Annotated in this window: 15 protein-coding genes; 11 read left to right on the top strand and 4 right to left on the bottom strand. The window is 65.1% G+C overall.

The window, feature by feature from the left end:
• The first annotated feature begins 111 nt into the window (after positions 1–111).
• The 5 genes from J3E61_RS13955 (at position 112) to J3E61_RS13975 (ending at position 4,435) form a co-directional block, all read left to right on the top strand.
• The gene (locus tag J3E61_RS13955) at positions 112–1,290 is read left to right on the top strand and encodes a glycosyltransferase (protein ID WP_210083950.1); all 1,179 of its coding nucleotides are present in this window, start codon (positions 112–114) and stop codon (positions 1,288–1,290) included.
• A complete protein-coding gene (locus J3E61_RS13960) occupies positions 1,287–2,312 on the top strand; it encodes a glycosyltransferase (RefSeq protein WP_210083951.1) in 1,026 nt (341 codons plus the stop codon). The genes J3E61_RS13955 and J3E61_RS13960 overlap by 4 nt, the downstream gene beginning before the upstream one ends.
• Complete coding sequence (locus J3E61_RS13965; protein WP_210083952.1) at positions 2,309–3,832, top strand: glycoside hydrolase family 130 protein; 1,524 nt, start codon at positions 2,309–2,311, stop codon at positions 3,830–3,832. The genes J3E61_RS13960 and J3E61_RS13965 overlap by 4 nt, the downstream gene beginning before the upstream one ends.
• 52 nt (positions 3,833–3,884) lie before the next feature.
• Positions 3,885–4,043 carry a hypothetical protein gene (locus J3E61_RS13970; RefSeq protein WP_192725315.1) on the top strand — a complete coding sequence of 53 codons (159 nt, stop codon included), beginning with the start codon at positions 3,885–3,887 and terminating at the stop codon, positions 4,041–4,043.
• A 134-nt stretch (positions 4,044–4,177) separates the two neighbouring features.
• Positions 4,178–4,435 (top strand): HPF/RaiA family ribosome-associated protein, encoded by a 258-nt coding sequence (locus J3E61_RS13975; protein ID WP_192725918.1) that lies wholly within the window; start codon positions 4,178–4,180, stop codon positions 4,433–4,435.
• A gap of 76 nt (positions 4,436–4,511) precedes the next feature.
• Here the strand turns inward: J3E61_RS13975 and J3E61_RS13980 are convergent, their stop codons facing one another.
• Positions 4,512–5,699, bottom strand: a complete 1,188-nt coding sequence (locus tag J3E61_RS13980; protein WP_210083953.1) for a N(5)-(carboxyethyl)ornithine synthase — start codon at positions 5,697–5,699, stop codon at positions 4,512–4,514.
• Complete coding sequence (locus J3E61_RS13985) at positions 5,683–5,820, bottom strand: hypothetical protein (RefSeq protein WP_192725313.1); 138 nt, start codon at positions 5,818–5,820, stop codon at positions 5,683–5,685. The genes J3E61_RS13980 and J3E61_RS13985 overlap by 17 nt, the downstream gene beginning before the upstream one ends.
• A gap of 212 nt (positions 5,821–6,032) precedes the next feature.
• Between J3E61_RS13985 and J3E61_RS13990 the strand changes: the two genes are divergently transcribed.
• The 5 genes from J3E61_RS13990 (at position 6,033) to J3E61_RS14010 (ending at position 9,846) form a co-directional block, all read left to right on the top strand.
• Positions 6,033–7,241, top strand: a complete 1,209-nt coding sequence (locus J3E61_RS13990) for a fatty acid desaturase (RefSeq protein ID WP_210085549.1) — start codon at positions 6,033–6,035, stop codon at positions 7,239–7,241.
• A gap of 545 nt (positions 7,242–7,786) precedes the next feature.
• Positions 7,787–8,305, top strand: coding sequence for a hypothetical protein (locus J3E61_RS13995; protein WP_192725311.1), 519 nt, complete (start codon positions 7,787–7,789; stop codon positions 8,303–8,305).
• A gap of 54 nt (positions 8,306–8,359) precedes the next feature.
• On the top strand, positions 8,360–9,022 hold the full coding sequence (locus J3E61_RS14000; protein WP_210083954.1) for a GNAT family N-acetyltransferase: 663 nt from the start codon (positions 8,360–8,362) through the stop codon (positions 9,020–9,022).
• Between the two features lie 256 nt (positions 9,023–9,278).
• Positions 9,279–9,500 carry a hypothetical protein gene (locus J3E61_RS14005; RefSeq protein WP_210083955.1) on the top strand — a complete coding sequence of 74 codons (222 nt, stop codon included), beginning with the start codon at positions 9,279–9,281 and terminating at the stop codon, positions 9,498–9,500.
• A 16-nt stretch (positions 9,501–9,516) separates the two neighbouring features.
• A complete protein-coding gene (locus tag J3E61_RS14010; protein WP_192725309.1) occupies positions 9,517–9,846 on the top strand; it encodes a hypothetical protein in 330 nt (109 codons plus the stop codon).
• Positions 9,847–9,905: 59 nt separating this feature from the next.
• Here the strand turns inward: J3E61_RS14010 and J3E61_RS14015 are convergent, their stop codons facing one another.
• The gene (locus tag J3E61_RS14015; RefSeq protein WP_210083956.1) at positions 9,906–10,361 is read right to left on the bottom strand and encodes a nuclear transport factor 2 family protein; all 456 of its coding nucleotides are present in this window, start codon (positions 10,359–10,361) and stop codon (positions 9,906–9,908) included.
• Positions 10,362–10,509: 148 nt separating this feature from the next.
• Positions 10,510–12,144, bottom strand: a complete 1,635-nt coding sequence (locus J3E61_RS14020) for a hypothetical protein (RefSeq protein ID WP_210083957.1) — start codon at positions 12,142–12,144, stop codon at positions 10,510–10,512.
• 145 nt (positions 12,145–12,289) lie between these two features.
• Here J3E61_RS14020 and J3E61_RS14025 point away from each other — a divergent pair, with 145 nt between their 5' ends.
• Complete coding sequence (locus J3E61_RS14025; protein ID WP_210085550.1) at positions 12,290–13,939, top strand: hypothetical protein; 1,650 nt, start codon at positions 12,290–12,292, stop codon at positions 13,937–13,939.
• The last annotated feature ends 52 nt before the right edge of the window (positions 13,940–13,991 follow it).

Consider the following 13,991-nt stretch of genomic DNA (forward strand, 5'->3'; position numbering starts at 1 on the left):
AAGTAGTTGGGAACCCAGCCAGTCCGGGATGAGTCAGCCGCGTTGCCGCTGACCGCAAGGAGCAATCGCTCACGCCGGATATGCCGGTGACAACCACCAGTTGGGATCACCTTGACCACCCTTTTTACTCCTTCTTTGTCGACGTTTTCCGTTGGTTATCAAGGCTTTCCGGGCACGCCGAGTTTCGGAATCTTGAGTACATACCCGCCGACACCGTGCGGGCTCGCGACATTCTCCGCCGCGCTGGCAAGGGGATTGAGTGCCAACGGCGCCGAGGTCAGCGTCGTGCGACTCTCCGACGGACCGCGCTCGGAGAGCGCCCGCGTCATCGGAGAAATGGTCAACGGGTCACCAAGATCGGTGGCGGCATGCTCCGAGTTGCTGAACCAGACCGACGTTGCGGTCATCCAGCATGAGTACGGCATCTATGGAGGTGCCGACGGAGACGAAGTGGTGGACGTCATCGACGGGCTACGCGTCCCATCCATCGTGATCGCCCACACTGTCCTGAAAGACCCTACGCGACACCAGCGTTCGGTCCTCGAAGCAGTTGCCGCCCGGGCGGATCAGATCGTCGTGATGTCCGACGCGGCCAACGAGCGGTTACGTAGTGGCTTTGACATCGACCACCGCAAAGTCACCACCATCCCGCATGGTGCGACCGTCCCGGCGAATGCCTCAGGCATCAGGGGCGGTCGACCAATGCTGTTGACGTGGGGTCTGATGGGTCCCGGCAAGGGCGTCGAGCGGGTGATCGAGGCGATGGGGTCGCTCAGTGATCTGCCGGGCCGGCCACGGTACTTGGTCGCGGGCCGAACGCATCCGAAGGTGCTGGCCGCCGATGGCGAGGCATACCGCGACGCGCGGATGGAACAGGCGCGCAGAAGCGGCGTCGCGGATTCGGTGCACTTCGATACCGGATACCGGAACGTAGCGACGCTGAGCGCACTCATCCAGACTGCGGCAGTCGTCGTCCTGCCCTACGACTCGACCGATCAGGTCACCTCCGGTGTTCTGGTCGACGCCATTGCCAGCGGCAGGCCCGTCGTGGCCACCGCGTTCCCGCACGCCGTGGAACTGCTTGCCAGTGGGGCAGGCATCGTCGTCCCGCACGACGATCCGGATGCGCTGGCCTCCGCCCTGCGCCGGGTGCTGACCCAGCCGCGGCTGGCCGGCGACATGGCGGCCGAGGCTCGCCGACTGGCACCCGAGATGGCCTGGCCGGTCGTCGCGAATGCCTATGTGACGGTGGCGCAACAGCTCCTCGCGCAACGGCGGGCAAGAGTATGACTGCGACGACATACCCTGAGCCGGTATTCAGCCACCTGCTGCGGCTGACGGACGAGCGAGGCACATTTGAGCACGCCCGGCTCGCCGAGCCGCTGCGTGAGCACGGCTACTGCACCGACGACGTGGCGCGCGTCCTTGTCGTTGCGACCCGAGACCACGGGACCGACCGCGCACTGAACGGTCTGGCCGGAGTAGCGCTGCGATTCCTGAACGACGCACAGGCGCTCACTGGTGCCTGCCGCAACCGATTGGACAGCGCGGGCAAGTGGCTCGACGAGCCCGCACTGGAAGATGCCTGGGGGCGCTGTGTCTGGGGTCTGGGCACCGCGGCCGCGCACAGCAATGTCGCCTGGGCCCGCCAGACGGCCATCATGCAGTTCGAGCGCGCCGCGCAGGCGAGGTCGGTATGGCCACGGGCGATGGCGTTCGCAGTGTTGGGCGCAGCCGAAGTCCTCGCCTTCGATCCCGAGCACCAAGCTGCTCGCTCGCTGATCGCCGACTATGCCGCCACGGTGCCCGATGCGAACGACGACGCGGCGTGGCCCTGGCCCGAGCCACGGCTCACATACGCGAACGGTGTCATCCCCGAGGCGATGATCGCCGCGGGTGCCGCGCTCGATGACTCGGCGCTGTGCCAGCGGGGCCTGGATCTGCTGGCCTGGCTGCTCAGCATCGAAACGTCAGACGGCCATCTGTCGCCGACGCCCGTCGCGGGCAGAGGCCCAGGGGACGCCAAGCCCGGCTTCGACCAACAGCCCATCGAGGTGTCCACGCTTGCCGATGCATGCACGCGTGCCGCTGCCGTTGACACCAGCCAGATCTGGGGCGACGGGGTCATTGCCGCGGCGGCCTGGTTCATGGGCGACAACGACATCGCCGAGCCGATGTGGGACCCGCACACCGGTGGTGGATACGACGGACTGCACGCCGACCGGGTGAACACCAATCAGGGCGCGGAGTCGACCCTGGCGGTGATCTCGACTTTACAGCAGGCGCAACGTTTATCGACTGTGCTGCAATGACTTCCGTAGATGCCGGCTTGGTCACGCGTAGCCCGCATCGGCTTTCCGCTGACCGGTCCAGAGTGATCACCCGACTGTTCGTACCAGGACAGGAGGGTTTCGAGCACCAGGACTCGCGAACGGGCGCAGTACTGGCACGCATCTTGGCTCTCGACGAGGACGAGGTGCGTGCGTCGCTGAACGAAGTGGTCATCCGCTTTGACGGGCGTCATCGCGATCTGGCAGGCACCTGCCGCAGGCACGCCCGTGAAGTGGCCGATCGACTGGACCCTTCCGTTGACCTTTCCGACGCACGAATGTTGTTGCTGGGTGCGGTATTCACGAGTGAGTATGCGATCGAGGGTGCGGCTTTGTGCAACCCCAGCATGGTCGCTCACCCCGACCAGACCGGGGTCGCCTCGGGCAGTCTGCGATTCGTGATGAGCGTGCGGGGCATTGGCGAGGGTCATCGTTCGTCAATCGGATTCCGCACAGGCGTTGTCGACGAGACAGGTGACGTGACAATCGACGACCCGGGTCCGCTCGCCAGCGCCGGAGTCGTGGTGCCAACGTTGTTGGACGGTGCGGTGATGCGAAGTGAGCTGCGTCGGTTGCGTGGGGCCGGTGAGGCCGCCGATTACGTGCTCGATGCGCTCGGCGATCGGTTCACAAGATCCGACCTCGACGAGCAACTCGACAATCTTCAAACCCACCGGCGCACGCGTCGCCATGCTGCCGAGACGATTTCGCTGATACGGGCCATCGCAGAACGGACCTACGGCGTCGAATTCGCCGCTGACATCCCGCTGCCAGAGCGCATCCTGTGGCCTGCGATGAACGCAGAAGCCACCGGCATGGAGGACGCCCGATTCGTCCGGTTTGTCGACGACGACGGCTCTGTCACGTTCTATGCCAGCTACACCGCCTACAGCGGAACCCACATCAGCCAGCAACTGCTGGAGACCTCGGACTTCCGCACCTTCACGTCCACGCCGATGGTCGGCCATGCCGCGGCCAACAAGGGTCTGGCTCTGTTTCCACGCCGCATCAACGGTCGATTCGCCGCGATGTCCCGATCAGACCGCGAGTCGAATTCGATTGCGTTCTCGGATCATCCGTTCGAGTGGGCCGAGTCCGTTCCATGCCAGCAGCCCACGCGAGCGTGGGAGGCGCTGCAACTGGGAAACTGCGGCCCGCCCGTCGAAACCGAGGCCGGGTGGCTGGTGCTCACGCACGGCGTCGGCCCGATGCGCACCTATCGAATCGGGGCGATGCTGCTCGATCTCGAGGATCCGACGCGGATCGTCGGTCAGCTCCGCGACCCGCTGTTGAGTCCAGCTGCCGACGAGCAGGACGGCTACGTCCCCAATGTCGTCTACTCGTGCGGTGCGCTCGTGCATGCCGGAACACTGGTGCTGCCATACGGCATCGGCGACGCCGCAATCGGAGTCGCGACCGTGCCGCTGAGCGACTTGCTGGCGGCGCTTGACGCGGACTCGTCGAAGGAGTACACCGCTACGGAAAAGGGCGTAAGGTCGTAGTTATCGGGCAGCTCAATCGTGAGCGAACATGCCTGCTTGTAAAGGAAATTCGATGACTTCGCCAATTTCGTTCCGGACGCCTTACGACCTACGTGTCGAACTGGTAAGGGACACCATCACCGCTCATTCGAAACTTGGGGACAAGGCGGCAGGCGAACTCGCTGTGCACGTCCTGCACGCGCTGAACTCAATCCCCGAGAAGATGCGCTGAACGCCAAACAACGAATCACCCCTCGCGAAAACGTGATTCACGTCGGGGCCGGGTTCGTGGCAAAGGAACGTCCGCACGTGGTGGAGGCGTTGTCCACACTCACGTCCCATCTGGGAAGGTGGGATTCGCGCGATGTGGACGTAGAAGTCACCCTGCAGGACCGCGGCGGCAAGGAGCAGCGCGTCACACTGCGCACCACGCTGCCGGGCCTTCCGCAGCTGATAGCCGTTGCCGAGAACCCAGACATCACCCGCGCCCTCAATGACGCCAAGCGCGAGCTGATTCGACAACTCGAACACCAGAAGTCGGCGCGCGAACCGATGAACAACCGCCGGCTGCGGCGTGCGACGGAATCGGCGTTCGGCCAGCCGCCCGCCACTGCGGGCACATAGCGGTGCTGGCGGGAAATGCTTGCAGCACAGTCGATCTGGGATTCTGAAGGCGGCGCACAATAACGGAGTCGTCGCGTTATTGCGCGTACTCGGTTCCCTGCGCAACGACAGCGTGCGGGTAGGCATCGCCTCGGTGCTGAAACTTCAGGATGGTGGGATTGAGAACGACACCGTCGCGGATCTCGATGGCCCGGGAAATCGTCGAGCTGGACTTCCACATCGCCGGACCGGCAAGGATCGTCTCGAGGTGCGGCAACAACGCCTCGCTGATCTCCCAGGTGGCCGAGTTCCACAGGTATGACGGGCTGTGGTCGACGGCGTAGTAATGCACACCATTGGCCACCTCGACGACCGGGTGGGTGAACGAGGTCGGGTGCGCCCAGCTGAAGCCCATACCCACGTCGCAGGAGACGTCGACGATCAGACTCCCCGGAGCGAAAGGGTCCAACTCATCCTCGGTGACGAAGATCAGGGGCGCCGCGGGATCCTGCAATACGCAATTGACGACGATGTCGTTGTCGGCGAGAAATCGGGCCACCGGCATCACGCCGTCATCCGGGGTATCCGCCCAGGTCCGGCCGGGCGCGTCCTCGTCCTGCCCCATCTGGACAATCTGGGTGGACGGGATTGGCGAACCGACGGCGGCCACCTCGCGGTTGGTCAGCACGCGCACATCGTCCACGCCGTGGGCGTTCAACGCGGTGACCGCGCCTCTGGCCGTAGCCCCGAACCCGATGACCGATGCCCGCAGACGCCGGCCGTAGCTGCCGGTGATCCCGGCTAGTTGCATGGCGTGCAGTACGGAGCAGTACCCGGCGAGCTCGTTGTTCTTGTGAAAGACGTGCAGCCCGAATCCGCCGTCGGCCTGCCAGTGATTCATAGCCTCGAAGGCGATGAGCGTCAGCCGTCGGTCGATCGCAATCTGGGTCAGGGCGGTGTCCTGCACGCAGTGCGGCCAGCCCCAGACGATTTGTCCCACATTGAGTTCTGCCAAGTCCTCGGCCTGGACCTTGGGCAACAGAATGACGTCGCAGTCGGCGATGAGTTGTTCCCGCGTCCTGATGCCGCCGACCAGTCCGGCCAGCGCGTCATCCGTGGCGCCGAACTCCGCGCCATAGCCGTGCTCGAGGAAGATCTGCTGCCGAACCTGCTCGTCGATCCTGACGAAATGAGCCGGGTGAATCGGCAGTCTCCGCTCGTCCGGCTTACGCGAACGAGCTAACACGCCTACCGAAAGCGATTGCGCCTCAGCGCTTCTTGGCATGAAGCAATGCCTCGGTCGCCGAGGTCCGAGCCAGCAGCTTGGCGTGCTTGGCGGCTCTCTTCTCTTTCAACGATTTTCCGGACTTCTTGCTCTCGGCATGTCGGGGAGATTTATCAGACATCGCTGACCCCTTGATCATGGGGCCTGGTTGGTCCCGATAACCCTGACGTTACTCGGTTGCCATTTGATGTTGGCGCACAACGTTGGTTTACCGCGTCGACAGCACGTACACTAAAGACACGCCGACGCGCTGCCGTCGTCTCGATCTCGGCCGGTGGTCCGCAATCCGCGGGTTCTCACACGAGCCCACCCATCACCATCGGACGGACACTCTTGGCAATTGCGGACATCGCTGCGTACACGCATCTAAGTGAGGCGGATGTTACGGCCCTCGGGTACGAACTGGATACCATCCGCCGCGACATCGAGGAGTCACTCGGTGAAAGGGATGCGGCCTATATCCGGCGAACCATCAGGTTCCAAAGGACCCTCGACGTCGCGGCGCGCCTGCTGATCGGCTGCAGCAAGACACGCGCTGGCTGGCTGCTGGGGACCGCGTCGCTGGCATTCGCCAAAAGCGTCGAGAACATGGAAATCGGCCACAATGTCAGCCACGGCCAATGGGATTGGATGAACGACCCGGAGATTCACTCGAGTACGTGGGAGTGGGACATGGTCGCGGTCTCGTCGCAGTGGAGGTATTCGCACAACTATCGCCACCACGTGTTCAGCAATGTGGTCGGTGTGGACGATGACCTCGGCTTCGGCGTGATACGCGTGACCCGTGACGAGCCGTGGCAAGCTTCTCACTTGATACAGCCGCTTCGAAATCTTTTGTTGGCAATTGTTTTCGAGTGGGGCATCGCGCTTCACGGTGTCCATTCGGAGCGCGATCGGGCGGCCGAAGATGCCCAGAAGGTGGCCAGTGCGAGGGCGGCGCTGATGGGAAAGATCACCCGCCAAGCGGTCAAGGACTACGTGCTGATCCCGGCGCTGAGCCGTTCTCGCTGGCGCAGAACCCTCGCCGCGAACGCGTCAGCCAACCTTCTGCGGAACCTCTGGGCGTACGTGGTGATCTTCTGCGGGCATTTCCCGGATGGCGCAGAGAAATTCACTCCCGATGTACTCGAAAATGAAAGCCGAGCCGAGTGGTACCTGCGGCAGATGCTCGGTGCCGCGAACTTCAAAGCCGGCCCGCTGCTGGCGTTCTCGAGCGGCAACTTGTGCTACCAGATCGAGCACCACCTGTACCCAGACCTTCCGAGCAACCGCTACGCCGAGATCGCTGCGCGGGTGCGGGCGCTTTGCGACAAGTACGATCTGCCTTACACCACCGGTTCGCTTGCGCGCCAATACCTTTTGACGCTGCGAACCATCCACAAACTCGCGCTGCCCGACGAGTTTCTGCGGGCTACATCTGACGACGCACCGGAAACTGCGTCGGAACGCAAGTTCGCCACCGGCGCCAGGCCGGCTAGTCGGTCGGTTTTACCGATAAGAGGTCTACGGTCGGCGTTACAGGCGGGCGCGTCTTATAAGTGACCCAGACGAGCACGCCCGCGAGTGCCAACACCGCCAATGCGGTGACAAGTATCAAAACGATTGTGTTGCTGAGCATGCTCGTCCTTAAGATTGATCCGACGAGTCGGCTCGCGCCTGATGTTCGAGCCTGGTGTCGTGATCTCGATCGATGAACGCCAGCTTGCGGAGATGACGGGCGACAGCCCGGCGGGCATCGGCCGCGCGACTCGCGGCGGGCCACAGATCCGTTCGCAGTAGCCGCGATACGAGGGACTTCACCGCGTCGCCCGGTCGGCAATGTGGATGACAAGCATTCAAGGTCTCATATCTGCTGGTAGGCCCCCAGTACACGCTCGATTGAGGTCTTTGTCGTCAACAGCGCCGACGGACCGGGCGGTCGATGAAATCGGCTGTGTCCCAACGATCTAGATTGTTACGGCGCAGAGCTGGACAGCCAAGGTAGACTGAAGACAGATCGCCGGTACTTCGTCATGCGACCGTTCAAGGTTGTGTCGTCGTCGATTTGAAGGATCTGGCCGGTTCGCGGTCAAGACAGGAGCGTCACAATGACGCTGAGACAAGTTCGCACCGAGACCGAACAACGATCCGCACCGCCCGATCACACGCCACGACTGCGCCTGAAGCCCAAGGCGCCCCACAGTGGGCATGTCGACGGGGCATGGTGGCCCCGCAGCGGCGATCTCGCCGCGGAGCTCCCAGATCTGCTGGCGGTGCTGTCGGTTCGGCTCGGGCGCATTGACCGCGTGCTCTACAACCTCAATGAGTGGTCGGATTCCGCCCCGAAGTTGGACACGGGCGGGCGACTGGTACGGCTCGATGGATACCTTCGGCAGCCGACAAACACGATCGAAGTACTCGGCCTCACCGGTGGCAGGATTGTTCTGCTGGTGGTACCGCCGTATACCGACTCCGATCTTGCCCACGAGGCGATGATGACCGCGGCCGCACCCAATGACACGTCGATGGTCGGCAACCTGCTCGGGATCGGCGCGCAGGAACAACAAGGCCCGAACACCTGTTACCACCCGACATTTCGCAGGCGTGTCCGTAGGTTTGCAAGCTGACCGGAAATGTCGCGAGCACAACGGGGTTTACCGCTCCGGTCTACGCTTGACGCCATGGCCGACCACGACCGCGCCGCCTCGCGCCGCGAGATCACCGATGCCCTGATCGCCGCGCTTGACCGTCGCCATGAGGTGCTCGACGCGATCGTGGACGCCGAGAACCGGGCCGCGGCCGTGGAAGCGGTTGCCACGTTGCTCGGCATCACGCCGTTGGGCGCCGAGGCGGTGGTGGGTATGCCGCTGCATCGACTGACCAAGGACTCGCGTCAACGGATCGCCGCCGAACTCGACGACCTCAACAGCCAGCTCACCTTCACGCTGATCGAGCGGCCGGAGAGCTCCGGCCAGCACCTTATACTGCGGCCGTTCTCCAGCAAGACGGACCGCGACCTCTTCGGGGCGCGGACGACCGATATCGGTGCCGCGGGCGACGGCTCCGGCAGCCCTGCCGGAAGTCTCGATGACGAGATCCGCTCGGCGCTGGGGCGGATCGACGCCGAGGACGCGGTGTGGCTGGTCGCCGAAAACGGAACGCAGACAGTCGGAATGGTGTTCGGCGAGCTGGTCGACGGCGAGGTGAACGTTCGGGTGTGGATTCATCCGGAGCACCGACAGCACGGTTACGGTACTGCGGCGCTGCGCAAGGCGCGGTCGGAGATGGCGGGCTATTTCCCCGGTGTGCACATGGTTGTTCGCGCACCCGGCGCTACCGGATAGGGGTTGAACTGCGCACCAAGAATTCGCCAAGGCGTCAGTCGCAGGCTCCGCGTGACCGGCGACGGCCGGCATCGTGAAAGGGAGAACGATGAAGCGACTAACTGTGGGGCTTGCAACCGCTTTGTTGGTGTCGGGTGGGCTGGTCGGTCTTGGAGCGGGAATCGCCAACGCAGACGACGATTGTTCGCCGCCCACGCGGGTCAATGGCATGTGCTACGGCCCAAATCACTGGTGCCCAGGGGATTCCCTTTTCCACTTGACCCAGAATCACATTTACAACCCGGTGACCTGGGACATGAACGTGTGCCACACCTACTGGCATGTCGCCCCCGAGGACGCCAACCAAGGCCAAGGCATCTATGAGGGTCCCAATCCTCCGCCCCCTCAAGCTCCTCCGGCCCCCGCGCCTCCCGGGCTGCCTCCGCCTCCGGGCATGTGCTGGGCGATGTGGATTCCCGCGCCCTGCCCCAACGGCTAGGCGGAAGAGAACAACCATGACCGAGACGCCCCAGGATCTGCCGTCACCGGACGACTTCCGCAGGAAAGCGGCCCACGTCGACCGTGAATTTGCCGACGCTCGCCGATACCTCAGGGCACTATCGGCCGATGACAATCAGGCACTCAGTGCGGTGATGTCCGAGATCCACCGCAGCGGAAGGGCTTTGAAAGTCTTGGCTGCGATGGCGGTACTGGCCGTCGACTTCGCCCAACTGTCAGCCGACCGCCTCGGCGTCGACGTCCGAGACTGGCTTGATGACGCCCCGGTGGCTCAGGACACCGCCGAGAACGAGCGGGACGAATCCGAACTCGGCGGCGAAGGATAGCCCGAACGCCGCGGACTGCGAAGGCGACTTTTTGGCTGATTCGATGAGGGCAGCGCGTGTTAGCTAGTTCGATTGATCACGCTGTAGCCTCGCTCGGCGTATGGGAAGCCGTCGAGCCCGGTGTCTTCGGGCGAACGGTGCCGGTAGTAAGCGCGAATCTCGGAGATCAACCCACCTTTGAACACGTACCACTCCGCGCCGTGCACGATGTAGCGTTGGCCGTCCTGGGTCGAGGTCCAGCGCATGCTCCACTCGATGACGGCCTCGTCGTCGCAGGCAATTGCGTGTTCGACATTCCATTCGGCACTGATGATGCGCACGGTCTTTCGCCAGAACCGCCCAAGGTGCTCGGCACCATGCACCGGGGCTGCTCCCGGCTCGAGCATGTACTGGGTGACATCAGCAGTGCAGCACGCGACCACACCGTCTACGTCGCCCGCGGTGCAGGCACGGTAGTACCGCTTGATCGTCTCGATGTGGGGGTCGTTCCGAAGTTGTTCAGCAGCTGTGGGCACGGTTGAGTCCTGACTTTGCAGATCGAGCGCTTCTCGCAAATGTAGTAAGTCGCCAACGCGCTGCGTCGCAGAAGGCGTCTTCCCGGTTCACGCTGAGGTCGCGGCCAGCGACCTTCGTCGAGCGCCTGTGCGACTGCGAATGCAGTGACTAGTTCTCCGGTTCGCGGCGCTTGATCCGCAGCGTGGCGGTCGCAGGAGAGATCTGCTCCGTCGCGGGCGCCTCGAGCACGGTCGTCGAATCTTCTTTGATCCGAGCGATTCTCGGCATGCTCGACGCTTGTGGGTGCCGCGCGATCGTGGGCGGCGCGGTCGGCTCAGCGGTGGGCGGCTCAGGTGTAGGCAGCGGTGCGGGTGCGACCGGTGTCTCGCGTCGACGCCCCAGATACGCGGCCAGCGGACCGGTGAACAGCATGGCGATCAGCACGGTCAGGCTCAGCGCACAGATCACCACGTCGAACGTGCTGGTGATCTGCTGGGCCAGGTTGTTGCCGTAGATCGCGTCGGGCGCCGACGCGGCGTAACGCGGGGCGAGCGCGAGACCGATGGCCAGATTCGCGACCGTGAAAACGAACAAGACCCCGCTGAAGGCCGCGATCACGGTCGGCGCCGGGTCGCCCTTGCCGAGTTGGCGATGCAGCCACGTCGCAATCACGCCGGCGACAAGGTTGAACGCGGTCATCGCAGCGCTGTCGAACAGGGCGCGCGGCAGATCCAGCGATAACGCGATCAGGTAGTCGACGACCCGCAATGCGGCCGCGGCGAATGCCCAGAACGCGATGAGGGTCAGACATTTTTGCGCAGCAGAGCGGTATGCGCCCAGGGTCGGCGGCTTGATCAGGAAGACGGCGTACAGCGTCGTCGGGGCGACGATCGCCGCGGCCGCGGCCCAGAACAGGCAGCCCTCGTAGCCGACGGCGGCCGTCGACGTGTTCTGCGCGATGCCGTGGAAGGCGTCGATATCGCGGCCAACGGGCAGGATCCACACCAGAGTTGCGGCGAACGCAGCCGAAGCGCCAAGCGCGGTTGTGGACAGTCGTGCGGCGGCGGATTTCTCGATGAGCCAGCGTGACGCGATGACCAACGCGATCATCGCCTCCGCGCCGTAGAGCAGCGTCGTGATGATGACGGCGGCATCCTGACCGCCCAAGTCGACATCCGTCACGAACAGGTAGCGCAGTCGCCAATAGACGTTGAAGGCAACCGCGAGAGTCGCGAGCGCGATCGACACCGCACCCAGCAGCCGGGCGACCGCGTACCAACGCCGAAAACGGTTGTCCTCGATAGTGATACTGGTGACCGGCGGCTGCGCGGCCAGCATCGCGCCGCCGATACCGACCATCAAACCAGGCCCCACACCCGGCGGCACCAAGCCGGTTCCGCCGTCGCGAACCGTCTGCACAAGGTGGTAGCCCACAAAGCAGATGGCGACTATCGCGTAGGGCAGGCTCAGCAGCAACCGGATGAGGCTGGTGCGTCGAACGTCGGGCTGCGGGCCGTTCAGCCGCAGCGGCCCGAAGTGTGGCGCCAGCGCAGCGGCCAGTGCCAGCAGCGTGACCACGACGACGAGGCCGAAGAGCAGGCCATCGCTGCCGGGGACGCCGAGGCCGAACACGAGGCTCCACGGCAGGAGCAGCGCCAGGACGAGCAGGCCGACCGCGATGCCGTCGCGCATGATGTTGGTGCGGGCGGGCACATAGCCGACGCGGGGCGACCGGGCGACGGCGGGCGCGGCGGTGGTTGGCACCGCGACGGTGGCCGGCGCGTCGTAACGCGAGTCGCTCACGTGGCGATTTCCTCTCTGAGTGGCGCGAGGGGTCGCCACTTAGGGTGCTCATTTTTGCTCTCGGGCACAAGCAACGTTGTGAAAGGGTGGAGTCGTGGATGTAGTCGTCGGGGTAGCGGTCACCGGACGGGTGGCGCGCCTGGCGATGGTCGGCGCAGGTGGTCAGGTGTTCGACCAGTACGCGCTGGACCTGCCCGACGATGCGATGACCGACCTGGCCGAGACCATCGTCGGCACCTATCGCGAGGTGGCCGACTCGGGGAACCGGGTGGCTGCGACGCGACTGTGCCTGCCCGACCCGGCGGCGGCCGAGACGCTGCGACAGACCGTCGTGAGCGCGGGAGTGCCGAACGTCGAAGCTGTCGGCGAGGCCGAGGCGGCCGCGGCGCTGGCCCGGCAGATGGGCGCGGACGCCGCGTTGTTGCTGGCTGACGACGACACCGTGTCGCTGACCGCGGTCGGCGAGGACGAGGAGTCGACGTCGGTGTTGGCGTCGGTGCCGATCGGCGCGGCGGGGGCCGCGGTCGCATGTGCGGCGGTGTTGCAGAGCGTGCCTGGCCCCGAGGTCACCCGGATCATGCTGGTCGGTCAGCGGCTGGACTTGAATTCCATTGCAGCAGAACTGAGTTCGACGGCGCCGGTGGAGGTGCCGCCGGATGCGAGCTATGCGATCGCGCGGGGTGCGGCGGACACGGCGCAGGAGTCCGGCTATCCGGCGGGGGCCGCGACGATGATGGCGCCGGCAGCCGCGGAGGCGACGTTGATGGCGTCGGCGGTCAGCGATGCGACGTTGATGGCGCCCGCGGCCGCGGAGGCTACGCAGATGGCGCCGTCGGCGGATTCCGCGGCGGTTGGGCCGCAGCTGGCGTACTCACAGGAGGAGCCCGGCGAGTACGAGCTGCCCTTTGAACAGCTCGAGGAGTTCGTCCCGGAGCTGGAGGACGAAGAGGCGTATACGGCGATGATCGCGCCTCCGCCGCCGAGAACAGTGCTGATGGGCAGTGCCCTGGCGTTCGTGGTGGTGGCGTTCGCGACGCTGGCGGTTTCGGTCGCGGTGACGATCCGGCCTGCGGCAGACGTGCAGGCACAGCCGGTGCAGGCCATTCAGCCGGAGACCGTGCCGGGGCGCTTCCTGCCGCAGGTGCCGCACGAACCGGATCCGGTGGCGCTGCCGGTCGCGGTGGTGTCGCCTGCGCCTGCGCCTGCGGCCCCTGCGCCGAGCGTGGGGATTAACCGCGGCCCCAACAGCGTCGCGCCGGAGGCTCCGGCCCCGCAGCCACCGCTGCCTCCCGCGGAGGGTCCTGCGCCGGAGGTGCCGGTGGTCCCGATTCCGCCGGTGATCCCGTTCCCGCCGTTCAACCCGTTCCCGCCGCCGACGTTCACGACGACGGTGACGTCGACGCCGACGACCACCACGACGACGCCGACGACAACGACGACCACACCGACGACGACCACCACGACCCCGACGACCACGACCACACAGACGACGACAACCACCACGTCGTCGGAGGCGCCGCCTCCGGTCATCGAGAAGACCGCGCCACCGGTGACGGTTGCGCCGCAGCCCGAGTCGCCGGTGTCGCAGGCGCCCGCATACGTCCCGCCGGCAGCGCCCGCGTACGTTCCGCCGGCCGTGGCACCGGAACCCGCGCCGGCACCGGCACCGGCTCCGGTCATTGAGAAGCCGGCGCCTGCTCCGGTGATCGAGGCGCCGTCGAGCGGTGGCGGATCATCAAGCGGCAGTGGAGGTTCCGGCTCGGCGCCGGTGACGACGATCCCGCTCTCGCCGTAATTCGTTCCTGTGAATCTGCTGGACGGGGAATAGAAACTCGCGCATCTGGGTT

Source organism: Mycobacterium sp. OAE908 (assembly GCF_017872775.1).
Lineage (GTDB): Bacteria > Actinomycetota > Actinomycetes > Mycobacteriales > Mycobacteriaceae > Mycobacterium.